This window comes from Solimonas aquatica, from assembly GCF_900111015.1.
Classification (GTDB): Bacteria; Pseudomonadota; Gammaproteobacteria; order Nevskiales; family Nevskiaceae; genus Solimonas; species Solimonas aquatica.
Genome location: NZ_FOFS01000010.1, coordinates 17,168 through 31,003, shown reverse-complemented (window position 1 = coordinate 31,003; position 13,836 = coordinate 17,168). Strand labels below are relative to the sequence as shown.

Sequence of the window (13,836 nt, the reverse complement as noted above, 5' to 3'; positions counted from 1 at the left end):
GCTCCTGCCCTTGCGCTTACTTCGGGATGGTGCCTTCAACGCCTTCGACATACCAGTTGATCGACCACAGCTGATCCATCGGCAGCGGCACGCCGGCGGCCAGCTTCTCGGTGCCGGTGTTGTCCTTCAGCGGGCCGCTGAACGGAATCAGCGTGCCATCGATGATCGCCTTCTTCTTCTCTTCAAAGAGCTTGGCGACATCCGCCGGCACCGCCGGATTGAGCGGCGAGAGCACCACCATGCCTTCCTTCAGGCCCCAGGCGGTCTGACGACCACCGGTCCAGCTGCCGTCCAGCGCCTTCTTGGCTTCGTCGATGTAGTACACGCCCCAGTTTTCGGTGTTGGCGGTCAGATGCGCATGCGGACCGTACTTGGCCTGATCCGAATCCCAGCCAAAGGCGTGCACGCCTTTCTCCTCGGCAACCTGCACCGCAGCGGGCGAGTCGGTGTTCTGGCAGAGCATGTCGGCGCCCTGCGCGACGAGCGTTTCGGCGGCCTGACGTTCCTTGCCCGGGTCATACCAGGTGTCCACCCAGATCACCTTGGTCTTGATCTTGGGATTGACGCTGCGCGCGCCCATGGTGAAGGCGTCGATATTGCGGATCACCTCGGGAATCGGAAAGGAGCCGATGAAACCCAGGGTGTTGGTCTTGGTCATCTTGCCGGCGATGATGCCGAGCAGATAGGCGCCTTCATAGAAGCGCGTCTGATAAGTGACGGTGTTCGGCGCGGTCTTGTAGCCGGTGGCGTGTTCGAACTTCACCTTCGGGAACAGCTTGGCCACCTTCAGCGTGGGGTCCATGTACCCGAAGGAGGTGGTGAAGATCAGATTGTTGCCGGCGGCGGCGAGCTGGCGGATCACGCGTTCGGCATCGGCGGTCTCCGGCACGTTTTCCACATACGTGGTCTTGACCTTGTCGCCCAGGGCTTTTTCCAGCGCCTGGCGGCCGAGGTCATGCTGATAGGTCCAGCCGCCGTCGCCCACCGGGCCCAGGTACACGAAGGCTGCCTTGAGCGGTGCGTCGGCGGCCTGCGCGGTGAAGGCTGCGCCCATGGCGCCAGCCAGCAGCAGCGCGGCCTTGGCCCAGCGACTTGCTTTGAATGCCTGCTTCATCGATGTGTCTCCAGAACTTTGTTTCACGCACACGGCAGAACGCCGGCGGGCAGGACGCCCGCCGGCGTTCGCCCGCTTAGTTGAAAATCACCTTGACCATCGCCTGCGGCACGCTCTCGTTCTCATCCTTGATGCCGAACTGATTGCGCCAGATCTGCCACTCGCAGCCGACCTGCACCGTGCCCGGCGCGCCGAAGAAATCGCCGGCATCCACCAGCAGGCGCGGCGCGGTGATGATGTTGTCGTGCAAGCCGCTTTCGCTGAAGGCGTAGTCGAAGAAGCCTTCGAACATCATCTTTGCTGGACCGATGCTAAACGGCGCGCCCCAGACCAGGGTCAGCTGGCCGCCCGCACCGACCGCGGAAGACTGGTTGTCGCGGCGATAGAGATTGACCTGGAAATAGGCAAAGCCCGGCAGCTTCAGATCGGTGGCCAGGCCGTAGAGATAGGTCTGCTCGTTCTGCAGGAGGAGGTTGTTGGTGGCGCCGCCGAGCTGCACCACGGTGGCGGTCGGCATTTCCAGCGTGGCGGTGAACAGGAAGTCCTTGAAGATGCCGAAGGACAGATCCTTGCCGGTGATCTTGCCGAAGGACAGGCGCGGCGAGAGTTCGCCGTAGTAGGTGGCGAACTCGCCGCCCGAGCCGTTGCTGCCCAGCTTGCCCTGGCGGTCGGCATTGGTGATGTCGACGAAGAAGAAGTTGTCGCCATACTTCCAGGCATCGACGTGTTCGATGGTGACGATGCTGCGAGTGTCGTGTCCGTCAGCACCGATCTGGTTGTAGTGCGTGCCGTAGAGATATTCGATGTTGTTGCTCGACCACTGCGCCAGACCCGCGTGCGCATTGCCCGCGCTCATGGCCATCAGCGCGGCGAGGCCTGCGCCCAGTTTTTTCAGTGCTTTCATTCCTGATGTGCTCCCTATTGCTTGGCAAAAAATCCCCAGAAGCCGGTCATCGCGCAGACAGCGGCACCTGCTGGTGTCCGGAGTCGGTCTTCCAATCCCCAAACCGCTCCCGTCCGCTTTTGATCCGGTACACAATCGTTGCGGCCGCAAGTCCCATGCCATTGGTTTTTGGCCTTGCATAAGATCATGTATGCAAGATGAAAAGCGCTGCCGGCTGCGCGCCGGCGCGGGGCATCGCCCTGCCGCCTCATGCCTTGTTGCGTCGGTGCGTGCGCGATTCTGAGGCGTGCCAAGGCGGTGCTGCCCCGTTGCGAGCCGCGCTCTGCCGGGGCGGCAAAGCGGCGCTCTTTTTGTGTGCAATAAAAAATGGATTGCATACAATCCGGGTGCCGTCGGACGCGCAAGATGCGAGGGCACTGCACGGTACCGGCGCTGGCATATGTATTGCTCGACAGACCGTATCGGCGCGGCAGCAGCCGTCGCCAGCCAAGCAAAACGGGGATCGCGCGAAGCATGGGCAGACTCAGTACGCACGTACTCGATACCGTCACCGGCCGTCCCGCCGCCGGCATGCGCGTGGCGCTGTATCGCAATGAGGGCGGCGGCGAGCTGTTGCTGGAGACGCGCACCAATGCCGACGGTCGCTGTGACCGTCCGCTGCTCGAAGGCGAGGCACTGCTGGCAGGCCGCTACATCCTGGTGTTTCAGGTCGCCGAATATTTCCGGCAGAGGGGCATGCAGCTGCCCGAGCCCGCTTTTCTGGATGCAGTGAGCCTGCACTTCGGCGTTGCCGATCCGGATGGCCACTACCACGTGCCCTTGCTGGTTTCGCCCTGGGCTTATTCCACTTATCGCGGCAGCTGAAGATGGCGAGCCCTCCAGAGGACAGCATCCGCTTCCTGCTCGACGGGCAGCTGCAGGAAGTGCACGGGCTGCCGGCGACCACCACGCTGCTCGAATATCTGCGCGAGCACGCGCAGCGCACGGGCAGCAAGGAAGGCTGCGCCGAAGGCGATTGCGGCGCCTGCACCGTGGTGCTGGGCGAGCGCTGCGGCGGCACGCTGCGCTATCGCGCCATCAATTCCTGCATCCGCTTTCTGCCCACCATCGACGGCAAGGAGCTGGTGACAGTGGAAAGCCTGCAGGCGCCCGATGGCAGCCTGCATCCGGTGCAGCAGGCGATGGTCGATTGCCACGGTTCGCAATGCGGCTTCTGCACGCCGGGCTTTGTCATGAGCCTGTTCGCGCAGTACCTGCAGCAGGCCTCGGCGGATCGCGCAGCAGTGGTCGATGCCTTGTCCGGCAATCTCTGTCGCTGCACGGGTTACCGGCCCATCATCGAAGCCGGTTGCCGCATGCACGAATACGCAGCGCCGACGCACTGGTCGCGCGCGGAACTGCAGAACCCGCAGCGTCTGGCCGATCTGGAAGCGCTGCAGCGCGAACAAGCGCTGCGCCTGCCGGGCTTCATCGCGCCGCGCAATCTCAAGGAACTGGCGCAGGCACGCCTGGAAGCGCCCGAGGCCCTGCTCCTGGCCGGCGGCACCGATATCGGGCTGTGGGTCACCAAGCTGCTGCGCACGCTGCCGGCGCTGATCTATCTGGGCGAGGTCGCCGAGCTGCAGCAGATCGAGCAAGACGCCGGGTTTCTGCGCATCGGCGCGGCGGTATCCCTGAGTGATGCCTGGGCCGCCATCGTGGCGGCACATCCGGCGCTCACCGAACTGGCGCAGCGCTTCGCCTCACCGCCGGTGCGCAACTCCGGCACGCTGGGCGGCAATCTCGCCAATGGTTCGCCCATCGGCGATGCCATGCCGCCCTTGATGGCCCTGGGCGCGCGCATCGTCCTGCAATGCGGCGAGCAGCAGCGCGAGCTGGCGCTGGAAGATTTTTATCTGGATTACCAGAAGAAGGATCTGCAGCGCGGCGAGTTTCTCGCCTATGTGCGGGTGCCGCTGCAGGCGCCGGCGGCCTTTGCCTGCTACAAGCTGTCCAAGCGTTTTGATCAGGACATCTCGGCGGTCTGTGCGGCTTTCGCCTTGCAGCTGGAGAACGGCCTGGTGCGCGAGGCGCGCATCGCCTACGGCGGCATGGCGGCGATTCCGGCGCGCGCCAGACAGACCGAAGCCGCGCTGCGGGGCCAGCCCTGGAATGAAGCGACGCTGGCGCAGGCGATGCAGGCGCTGGCGCAGGACTTCAAACCCTTGAGCGATATGCGCGCCAGCGCCGCGTATCGCCTGCGCGGCGCGCAGAATCTGCTGCGCCGTTTCTATCTGCACAGCCTGCCCGATGCGCCGGCGCTGCGCGTCACGGCGCTGGAGAACTGAATGGCCGGTTCCGCCGCTCCCAGCCGCAGCGCCCAGGCCGGTGAATCACTGCGCCATGAGAGCGCGCATCTGCATGTCAGCGGCCGCGCGGCTTACGCCGATGACATCCCGCTGCCGGCCGGCAGCCTGCACGCCGCCTTCGGGCTTTCGCGCATTGCCCACGGTCGTATCAAGTCCCTGGATCTTTCCGCCGTGCGCGCCGCGCCGGGCGTGGTCGCGGTGGTGACGGCGGCCGATGTGCCGGGCGAGAACAATTACGGCGGCATCGTCCATGACGATCCGATCTTCGCCGGGCAGCAGGTCGAGTATCACGGCCAGCCCTTGTTTGCGGTGGCCGCGATGTCTTATGGCGCCGCGCGCCGCGCCGTCGCGCTGGCGAAGATCGATTACGAGGAACTGCCGGCGCTGCTGGATATCCGCAGCGCCCTGGCCGCCGAGAGCTATGTGATTCCGAGCCAGCGGCTGCAGCGGGGTGAGCCGCAGGCGGTCTTGGCCAGCGCACCGCAACGCCTGAGCGGCACGGTGGTGATGGGCGGGCAGGACCATTTCTATCTGGAAGGACAGATCGCCGTCGCGATCCCGCAGGAAGACGGCGCCCTGCTCATCCACAGCTCCACGCAGCATCCCACCGAGGTGCAGCACATGGTGGCGCATGCCATGGCCCTGCACGCGCACGATGTCACCGTGCAGTGCCGGCGCATGGGCGGCGGCTTCGGCGGCAAGGAAAGCCAGCCGGCACTGATTGCCGCCGCCGCGGCGATCCTGGCGCGCAAGACCGGTCGCGCGGTGAAGCTGCGCCTGGATCGCGATGCCGACATGGTGATGACCGGCAAGCGCCACGATTTTCTCGCCGACTATGAAGTGGGCTTCGATGCGCAGGGCCGCATCCTGGCGCTGCGCCTGATGCTGGCCTCGCGCTGCGGTTACTCGGCGGACCTGTCCGGGCCGGTGAACGATCGCGCCATCTGCCATATCGACAATGCCTATTTTCTGGAGCATGTCGAGCTGGTCTCGCATCGCTGCAAGACGCACACGGTGTCCAACACCGCGTTTCGCGGCTTCGGCGGTCCGCAGGGCATGATGGTGATCGAGGGTATCGTCGATGACATCGCGCGCACGCTGAAAGCCGATCCGCTCGACGTGCGGCGCGTGAACTACTACGGCATCGGCGAGCGTGATGTCACGCCCTACGGGCAAGTGGTCGAAGACAATGTGCTGCACACCATCAGCGACCAGCTGGAGGCCAGCAGCGATTACCGTGCACGCCGCGCGGCGATTGCCGCCTTCAATGCGCAGAGTCCGGTGATCAAGAAGGGCATCGCGCTGACGCCGGTGAAGTTCGGCATCTCTTTCAACGCCACCATCTACAATCAGGCCGGTGCCCTGCTGCAGGTCTACAACGACGGCACGGTGCTGCTCAATCACGGCGGCACGGAGATGGGGCAGGGCCTCTACACCAAGGTGTTGCAGGTGGTGGCCACCGAGCTGGGCCTGCCGCGTGCGGCGATCCGCGTCAGCGCCACCGACACCAGCAAGGTGCCCAACACCTCGGCCACGGCCGCGTCCTCGGGTTCGGATCTCAATGGCAAGGCCGCGCAGGCGGCGGCGCAGACCATCCGCCAGCGCCTGATCGACTTCGCTTGCGCGCAGTATCAGCTGGCGCCCGAGCAGATCCGCTTTGCCGATGGCCAGGTGCAGCTGGGCGAGCGCGGCATCAGCTTCGCCGAACTGGTGCGCGCGGCTTACCACGCGCGCATCTCGCTGTCCGCCACCGGCTTCTACCGCACGCCCAAGATTCACTGGGACAAGGCCACGCTCACCGGCCGGCCTTTCTATTACTTCGCCTACGGCGCGGCCGTGGCGGAAGTGGCCATCGACACGCTCAGCGGCGAGCTGCAGATTCTGGCCGTGGACATTCTTCACGATGTCGGCAAGAGCCTGAATCCGGTGCTGGACATCGGCCAGATCGAAGGCGGCTTCCTGCAGGGCGCGGGCTGGCTCACCTGCGAGGAGCTGTGGTGGAACGCGCGGGGCGAGCTGAAGACCCATGCGCCTTCGACCTACAAGATTCCCACCGCGCGCGACTGGCCGGCGCGTTTCAGGGTGAGCCTGCTGCAGGACGAGCCCAATCGCGAGGACACCATCTACCGCTCCAAGGCTGTGGGCGAGCCGCCGCTGATGCTGGGCATGGCGGTGTTTCACGCGGCGCGGGATGCCTGCGCGGCGGCACGGGGCGGCGACGGTCTTTCCCATTTGCAGGCGCCGGCCACGGCCGAGGCGATTCTGCGCGCCATCGGTGGACTGGAGCCGCTGGCATGAGCGCGCTCGCCGATGCCGTGCACACGCCGGCCGGACGCTGGCTGGAGCCGCTGCGGCACTGGCCCGGCGCCGCGCTGCGTCTGCTGCGCGAGGAGAAATCCGTGATCCGCGTGCTGGTCGCGGGGCTGCGCGGTTCGGGTCCGCGTGAAGCCGGCGCCTGCCTGCTGCTGGCCGGCGAGCGGCAGCTGGGCACCATCGGCGGCGGCTATCTGGAATGGCATGCGCTGCAGGCGGCGCGCCTGTTGCTCGGCGGCGACGTGCGCGCACAGCGTCTGCAGCTGGTGCTGGGCCGTGAGATGGGGCAGTGCTGCGGTGGCGTGGTGGAGCTGTGGCTGGAACGCTTCGAGCCGCAGGACCGGCCCACGCTGGAAGCGCTGCAGCGTCAGGGGCAATGGCAGTGCGAGCTGCGGGCCGACGGCCGCCTGCTGCGGCAGGTGCAGATCGCGCCGCCCGCACAGGGGCCGCGTGTGCAGCTGCGCCGTGGCGCCGAGAGCTGTGTGCTGTTCGAGCGCTGCGCGCCCGCCGATCCGCCGCTGTATCTCTACGGTGCCGGGCACGTTGGCCAGGCCCTGGTGCGCGTGCTCAGCGGTCTGCCGTTTGCCGTGCAGTGGCTGGACTCGCGCGCCGAATTCCTGCCCGCCGATCTGCCCGACAACGTGCAGACCCTGCACACACAGCTGCCGGTGGAGGCCCTGCGCCAGGCGCCGGCCGCTGCCCTGCATCTGATCATGACGCATGACCATGCCCTGGATTACGCGCTGTGCCGCGCGCTGTTGCAGCGGGGCGATTTCGCCTTCGCCGGGCTGATCGGTTCGCAGAGCAAGGCCGCGCGCTTTCGCTCGCGACTGCGCGAGGAGGGCTTCAGCACCGAGCAGATCGCGCGCCTGCGCTGTCCGGTCGGCGTGGACGGCATCGCCGCCAAGCTGCCGCAGGCCATTGCCGTGGCCATCGCCGCGCAGCTGCTGCAGCTGGACAGCGAGGCTGCGCTGTCCCGGCACGACAAACCCATCGAAACCTGTACCCCGCAAGGATGTGCCGCATGTCCGCAGACCCAGCGCCTGCCGTGAACGAAATGCCACCGCGCCTGCAGCTGCGCGGCATCAGCAAGCGCTATCCCACCGTGGTCGCCAATGATCGCGTCGATCTCACGGTAAAGGTTGGCGAGATTCACGCCCTGCTCGGCGAGAACGGTGCCGGCAAGAGCACGCTGATGAAAATCGTCTACGGCGTGACGCGCCCGGACGAGGGCAGCATCGAGTGGGAAGGCAGGATCGTGAGCATCGCCAGCCCGGCCGAGGCGCGGCGCCTGGGCATCGGCATGGTGTTCCAGCATTTCTCCCTGTTCGAAACCCTGACCGTGGCCGAGAACATCGCCCTGGCCATGGACGAGAAGGTCAAGCCTGCGGATCTGGCGCCGCGCATCCGCGAGGTCTCGGAGAAGTACGGACTGCCGGTGGACCCCAACCGCCTCACGCACAGCATGTCGGTGGGCGAGCGCCAGCGTGTGGAGATTGTGCGCTGCCTGCTGCAGTCGCCGCGTCTGCTGATCATGGACGAGCCCACGTCGGTGCTCACCCCGCAGGCGGTGCGCAAGCTGTTCGAAACCCTGCGCCGGCTGGCCAGCGAGGGCGTGAGCATTCTCTACATCAGCCACAAGCTCGATGAGATCCGCGAGCTCTGCGACACCGCCACGGTGCTGCGCGGCGGCAAGCTCAGCGGCAAGGCCATCCCGGCGCAGGAGAGCAATGAAAGCCTGGCGCGGCTGATGGTGGGCAGCGAGCTGAAGGAATGCCAGCTCAAGCCCCGCGAGCCCGGCGACATCCAGCTGGAGCTGACCAATCTGACGCTGCCCAGCCGCGATCCCTTCGGCACCGTGCTCAAGGACATCAATCTGCGCGTGCGCGAAGGCGAGATCGTCGGCATCGCCGGCGTCTCCGGCAATGGCCAGAAGGAGCTGCTGTCCGCGCTCTCCGGTGAGACGCTGTGTCCGCACAGCGGCATGGTGCGCATCTGCGGCCAGCCGGCCGGACTCAGGAATCCGGCCCTGCGCCGCAAGCTGGGCCTGACCTTCGTGCCCGAGGAACGCCTGGGGCGTGGCGCGGTGCCGCCCATGCATCTGGCGCACAACGCCCTGCTCACCGGGGCCGGCGCGGGCATGGTGCGCTTCGGCCTGGTGCAGAACCGCGCGGCGCGCGAGTTTGCCAAGGAGACCATCGCGCAGTTCAAGGTCAAGTGCGGCGGCGAGCTGGCGGCGGCGAGTTCGCTGTCGGGCGGCAATCTGCAGAAATTCATCGTCGGTCGCGAGACGCGGCTGACGCCCAAGGTGATGGTGGTGGCGCAGCCGACCTGGGGTGTGGACGTCGGCGCCTCGCTGCTGATCCGCCAGGCCCTGATCGATCTGCGCGATCGCGGTGTGGCCCTGCTGGTGATTTCCGAAGAACTGGATGAGCTGTTCATGATCTGCGACCGCATAGCCGTGATTGCGCAAGGCCGGCTGACCCAGCCGCTGCCGTCCTCCGAGCTGTCCATCGAAAAGATCGGCGTGCTGATGGCCGGCGGTGAAGCCAAGACTGCGGAGGCCGCCGATGTCGTCTGAAAATCGCCTCGGCGCGCTCTGGCCCTTTCGTCTGGAGAAGCGGCCGGCGCCGTCTTCGGCCATGCGTCTGGCCTCGCCGCTGATTGCGGCGCTGGCGATGCTGATCACCGGCCTGATCGTGTTCACCCTGCTGGGCAAGAGCCCGGCGGAAGCGTTCAAGGTGTTCTTCATCGAGCCGGTGTCCTCCAGCTACGGCATCGGTGAGCTGCTGCTGAAAGCCACGCCGCTCACGCTCTGCGCGCTGGGTCTGGCCCTGGGCTTCAAGTCCAATGTCTGGAACATCGGAGCCGAAGGCCAGCTCACCATCGGCGCCATCACCGGCGGCGGCGTGGCGCTGTTCCTGGGCGATTCTCTGGGACATTTCGCGTTGCCGGTGATGCTGATCGCCGGTGCGCTGGGCGGCATGCTCTGGGCTTCGATTCCGGCTTTTCTGCGCACGCGCTTTCACACCAACGAGATTCTGGTCAGCCTGATGCTGGTCTACATCGCGCAGCTGCTGCTTGGCTATCTGGTGCACGGGCCCTGGCGCGATCCGCATGGCTACAACTTTCCGCAGTCCAAGGCCTTTGCCGAGAACGCCACACTGCCGCTGCTGATCGAAGGCGCACGCGTGAACCTGGCGTATCTGATTGCCCTCGTCCTGGCGCTGCTGTCCTGGTTCTTCTCCAGCCGCAGCTTCGCGGGCTACCGCATGCTGGTCGCGGGTCTGGCACCGGCCGCTGCGGCCTACGCGGGCTTCAGCGAGAAGCGCAACATCTGGCTGGCGCTGATGATCGGTGGCGGCGCAGCCGGGCTGGCGGGGCTGGCGGAAGTCGCAGGTCCCATCGGCCAGCTGCAGCCGGTGATCTCGCCGGGCTATGGCTTTGCCGCGATCATCGTCGCCTTCGTCGGGCGCCTGCATCCCATCGGCATCGTGCTCTCGGCACTGCTGATGTCGCTGCTGTACCTGGGCGGCGAGAACGCACAGCTCTCGCTGCAGCTGCCGTCTTCGATCACCGGCCTGTTCCAGGGCACGCTGCTGTTCTACCTGCTGGCCGCGGATCTGTTCATCACCTTCCGTCTGCGGCGCGTGGTTCACGCCGCGCCGGCCGTGCTTGCCAACTAAAAGACCAAGCCCATGGATCTCGCACATCTGATTCCGATTCTGGTCAGCACCGTCATTGCCGCCACGCCGCTGATCTATGCGGCGCTGGGCGAACTGGTCACCGAGCGCGCCGGCGTACTCAATCTGGGCGTGGAGGGCATGATGCTGATCGGCGCGGTCAGCGCCTTCGTGGTCGGCATCAAGACCGGCTCGCTGCTTCTGGGTTTCGCCGCCGCGATGGCCGCCGCCACGGCGGTGTCCCTGCTGTTTGCCTTTCTCACCCTGAGCCTGCAGACCAATCAGGTGGCCACCGGTCTGGCCCTGACCCTGTTCGGCATCGGCCTGTCGGCCTTCGTCGGACGCGGCTACGCCGGCATGCCCATCGAGCGCGTGCCCAAGCTCGATGTTCCGGGGCTGTCCGATCTGCCGGTGATCGGGCCGCTGCTGTTCAGCTACGACGCGCTGGTGTACCTGTCGCTGGGCTTGTTCGCCGCCGTGTCCTGGTTTCTGTATCGCACGCATGCCGGCCTGCGCATGCGCGCCACGGGCGAATCGCCCAGCGTGGCGCATGCCATCGGCGAGCCGGTGATTGCCATCCGTTACCTGGCGGTGATGTTCGGCGGTGCCATGGCCGGCGTCGCCGGCGCCTACCTGTCCACGGCGCTGACGCCGATGTGGGTGGAAGGCATGAGTTCGGGGCGCGGCTGGATCGCCCTGGCCCTGGTGGTGTTCGGCACCTGGAAACCGCTGCGCGTGATGCTGGGGGCGTATCTGTTCGGCGGCGTGACGGTGATGCAGCTCTATGCGCAGGGCTTCGGCATCGACGTGCCCTCGGAGTTTCTCTCCATGCTGCCGTATGCCGCGACCATCGTGGTGCTGGTGCTGATCTGCCGCGATCCGAAAACCATCCTGCTCAACCAGCCGGCCTCGCTGGGCAAGAGCTTCCACCCCGACGCCTGAGGCCGGCATGCTCGCTTACACGCTCGACTGGCTGAGCCTGCTCGGTCGCTGGCTGCACCTGATCACCGGCATCGCCTGGATCGGCGCCTCCTTCTACTTCGTCTGGCTGGACAATCATCTGCTCGCGCCCAGGCGTTCCGAGCTGCGCGAGGCCGGCGTCGGTGGCGAACTCTGGGCGGTGCATGGCGGCGGCTTCTACAACGCGCAGAAGTACAAGGTGGCGCCGGCGCAGCTGCCGGAACATCTGCACTGGTTCTACTGGGAGGCCTACACCACCTGGCTGTCCGGCTTCTTCCTGCTGGGCCTGCTCTATTACGCGCAGGCCGAGGTGTATCTGATCGATCCGGCGGTGCTGGCGTTGAGCAAGCCGGCGGCCATCGGCATCGGCCTGGGCTTTCTGCTGGGCGGCTGGCTGATCTACGACGCGCTGTGCCGCTCGCCGCTGGGCCGTCATGAGCGCGTGCTGGGCGCGCTGCTGGCGCTGCTGCTGAGTGCGGCGGCCTATGCGCTCTGCCATCTGTTCAGCGGGCGCGGCGCCTACCTCCAGTTCGGCGCGATGCTGGGCACCATCATGGTGGCCAATGTCTTCTTCGTGATCATTCCAGGGCAGCGCGAGCTGGTGCGCGCCAAGCGCGAGGGCCGCGAGCCCGATCCGATTCACGGCCTGCGCGGCAAGCAGCGCTCGGTGCACAACACCTATTTCACGCTGCCGGTGCTGCTGGTGATGATCAGCAATCACTACGCGATGAGCTATGGCGCGAAGTACAACTGGGCGGTGCTGATCGCCCTGACCCTGGCCGGCGCGCTGATCCGCGCCTGGTTCGTGGCACGGCACAAGGCGCATGAGCGCGGTGGCCGGACGCCGCCGTGGACCGTGGCGGCGGGCGTGCTGCTGCTCCTGCTGGTGGCGCTGCTGCTGCGTCCGGCGCCGGTGGCGGGCAGCACGGCAGCCAAGCCTGCGGCCGAGGAGTTCGCGGCGGTGCAGGGCATCATCCAGGCGCGCTGCGCGGGCTGTCATGCCGAGCATCCCACGCTGCTGGGCTTTGCGGCGCCGCCCAAGGGCGTGGTGCTGGACAGTGCCGAGCACATCCTCACGCATACCACCGCCATCCAGCAGCAGCTTGCGTCCAAGGCCATGCCGATCGGTAATCTCACCGCCATGACCGAGGACGAACGCGCTGCGGTGCTGGCCTGGATCGAACATGGCGCTCGCCGCTGAAGCCTGCGCGCATCGCGGCGCGCTGCTGCGCTTCCACGCCGATCCCGGTACGCGGGAGGATCACGGCTACGAGTACTGGCCCGACGGCCTGCTGCTGGTGGCGGATGGTCGCGTGGTGGCAGCGGGACCGGCGGAGGCGCTGCTGCGTGGCGAAGCTGCCGGCGTGCCGCTGATCGAACATCGCCAGGCCCTGCTGCTGCCCGGCTTCATCGATCCCCATATCCACTATCCGCAGACCGATATGATCGGCTCCGGCGGGCAGGACCTGCTGGACTGGCTGAATCGCTACACCTTTCCCGAGGAGCGGCGCTTTGCCGATGCCGCGCAGGCGCGCGAGGTGAGCGAGTTCTTTCTCGACGAGCTGCTGCGCAATGGCAGCACCACGGCCCTGGTGCTGGGCACGGTGCATCGCGTTTCCGCCGAGCAGTTCTTCGCCGCCAGCGCCGCGCGCGGCCTGCGCATGATTGCCGGCAAATGCCTGATGGACCGCAACTGCCCGGCAGACCTGCGCGACACGGCCGAGGAGGGCGAGCGCGACACCCGCGAGCTGATCGAGGCCTGGCATGGCCGCCAGCGACAGAGCTACGCCATCACCGTGCGCTTCGCGCCGACCTCCACACCCGAACAGCTGGCCAGCGCCGGACGTCTGGCGCGCGAATATCCCGATGTGTTCGTGCACAGCCATCTGGCCGAGAATGCGAAGGAGATCGCCTGGGTGCGTGAGCTGTTTCCCGAGGCGCGCAGTTATCTTGACGTCTACGAGCGCAACGGCCTGCTGCGCGAACGCGCCATATACGCGCACTGCATACACCTGGACACCGCCGACCGCCAGCGCATGGCGGCCAGCGGCGCGGGTGCGGCGTTCTCGCCGACTTCGAACCTGTATCTGGGCAGCGGCCTGTTCGATCTGGACGCCAGCGATGCCGCCGGCATGCGCTATGCGCCGGCCACGGATGTCGGCGGCGGCAGCAGTTTCTCCATGCTGCGCACGCTCGGCGAGGCTTACAAGGTGGCGCAGATGAAAGGCCAGCGCCTGCCGGCGCTGCGCGCGTTCTATCTGGCCACGCTGGGTGCGGCACGCATGCTGGGCCTGGATCATCGGATCGGCACGCTGGCAGCGGGCAGCGAAGCGGATTTCATCGTGCTGGATGAGGCCGCCACGCCGCTGCTGGCGCGGCGCCTGTCGCGTTGCCAGACGCTGGCCGAGCGCCTGCTGGTCTGGATGACGCTGTCGCCGGATCGCGCCGTGCGCCACAGCTATGTGCAAGGGCGGCGTGCCGGCGGTTGCGCCGCGCCGGCGCTTGCCTAGACTG

11 protein-coding genes are annotated in these 13,836 nt (G+C 66.7%); 9 read left to right on the top strand and 2 right to left on the bottom strand.

All coding sequences use genetic code 11. The annotated features are described in order from the left end of the window. Positions 1-16: 16 nt before the first annotated feature. Positions 17-1,114: a BMP family ABC transporter substrate-binding protein gene (locus BMY12_RS12900; RefSeq protein ID WP_093286887.1), complete on the bottom strand. Its 1,098-nt coding sequence runs from the start codon at positions 1,112-1,114 to the stop codon at positions 17-19. A 76-nt stretch (positions 1,115-1,190) separates the two neighbouring features. Further along, complete coding sequence (locus BMY12_RS12895) at positions 1,191-2,018, bottom strand: outer membrane protein OmpK (RefSeq protein WP_177188984.1); 828 nt, start codon at positions 2,016-2,018, stop codon at positions 1,191-1,193. 513 nt (positions 2,019-2,531) lie between these two features. On the opposite strand from BMY12_RS12895, the gene uraH reads away from it, so the two are divergent. The 9 genes from uraH to guaD are packed head-to-tail and all read left to right on the top strand — an operon-like array spanning position 2,532 to position 13,832. Next, positions 2,532-2,882, top strand: a complete 351-nt coding sequence (gene uraH, locus BMY12_RS12890; protein WP_093286881.1) for a hydroxyisourate hydrolase — start codon at positions 2,532-2,534, stop codon at positions 2,880-2,882. A gap of 2 nt (positions 2,883-2,884) precedes the next feature. Continuing rightward, on the top strand, positions 2,885-4,345 hold the full coding sequence (xdhA, locus tag BMY12_RS12885) for a xanthine dehydrogenase small subunit (protein WP_093286878.1): 1,461 nt from the start codon (positions 2,885-2,887) through the stop codon (positions 4,343-4,345). Next, positions 4,346-6,664: a xanthine dehydrogenase molybdopterin binding subunit gene (gene xdhB, locus BMY12_RS12880; RefSeq protein WP_093286875.1), complete on the top strand. Its 2,319-nt coding sequence runs from the start codon at positions 4,346-4,348 to the stop codon at positions 6,662-6,664. Further along, positions 6,661-7,731, top strand: a complete 1,071-nt coding sequence (xdhC, locus tag BMY12_RS12875; RefSeq protein ID WP_093286873.1) for a xanthine dehydrogenase accessory protein XdhC — start codon at positions 6,661-6,663, stop codon at positions 7,729-7,731. The genes xdhB and xdhC overlap by 4 nt, the downstream gene beginning before the upstream one ends. After that, the gene (locus BMY12_RS12870) at positions 7,695-9,260 is read left to right on the top strand and encodes an ABC transporter ATP-binding protein (protein WP_093286870.1); all 1,566 of its coding nucleotides are present in this window, start codon (positions 7,695-7,697) and stop codon (positions 9,258-9,260) included. The genes xdhC and BMY12_RS12870 overlap by 37 nt, the downstream gene beginning before the upstream one ends. Continuing rightward, the gene (locus BMY12_RS12865; RefSeq protein ID WP_218140188.1) at positions 9,250-10,365 is read left to right on the top strand and encodes an ABC transporter permease; all 1,116 of its coding nucleotides are present in this window, start codon (positions 9,250-9,252) and stop codon (positions 10,363-10,365) included. Before BMY12_RS12870 ends, BMY12_RS12865 begins: the two co-directional genes overlap by 11 nt. Positions 10,366-10,377: 12 nt before the next feature. Next, positions 10,378-11,304 carry an ABC transporter permease gene (locus tag BMY12_RS12860; protein WP_093286868.1) on the top strand — a complete coding sequence of 309 codons (927 nt, stop codon included), beginning with the start codon at positions 10,378-10,380 and terminating at the stop codon, positions 11,302-11,304. A 7-nt stretch (positions 11,305-11,311) separates the two neighbouring features. Further along, the gene (locus BMY12_RS12855; RefSeq protein ID WP_093286865.1) at positions 11,312-12,523 is read left to right on the top strand and encodes a urate hydroxylase PuuD; all 1,212 of its coding nucleotides are present in this window, start codon (positions 11,312-11,314) and stop codon (positions 12,521-12,523) included. After that, positions 12,507-13,832, top strand: coding sequence for a guanine deaminase (gene guaD / locus BMY12_RS12850; protein WP_093286862.1), 1,326 nt, complete (start codon positions 12,507-12,509; stop codon positions 13,830-13,832). The genes BMY12_RS12855 and guaD overlap by 17 nt, the downstream gene beginning before the upstream one ends. The last annotated feature ends 4 nt before the right edge of the window (positions 13,833-13,836 follow it).